The following is a 446-nucleotide window of genomic DNA, read 5'->3' as shown; positions in this document are numbered from 1 at the left end:
AGCATCGCGCCGAGCACGAACGTGAACGAGATCACGCGGTTCGTGTCGATGCCGAGCAGGTTGGCCATCTTCATGTCTTCCGCGCAGGCGCGGCACGCGCGGCCCATGCGCGAGCGCGAGATGAAGAGCGTGAGCGCGATCATCAGCACGAGCGTGACGCCGACGATCAGCATGCGCGCGTACGGAATCGTCACTTCGAAGTTGCCGCCCATGTTGAAGTCGAGCGCGCCGGAAATGAGCATCGGCACGGAGACGTCGCGCGCGCCCTGCCCGATCTGCACGTAGTTCTGCAGAAAGATCGACATGCCGATGGCGGAGATGAGCGGCACGAGGCGCGGGCCGCCGCGCAGCGGCCGATACGCCACGCGCTCGACCGCGAAACCGTAGAGCCCGGTGACGAGCACCGAGACGATGAGCGCCGCGCCCAGCACGAGCGGCAGCGGATA

At 66.6% G+C, this 446-nt stretch carries 1 protein-coding gene; it reads right to left on the bottom strand.

The features are described from left to right. Positions 1 to 446: ABC transporter permease subunit (locus U5A58_RS40525; protein WP_415774373.1), on the bottom strand; the 446-nt coding region annotated here is incomplete at both ends.

Origin of the sequence: Paraburkholderia sp. J7 (assembly GCF_905220155.1) — a bacterium.
Lineage (GTDB): Bacteria > Pseudomonadota > Gammaproteobacteria > Burkholderiales > Burkholderiaceae > Paraburkholderia.
This window is presented reverse-complemented; position numbering and strand designations above follow the sequence as displayed.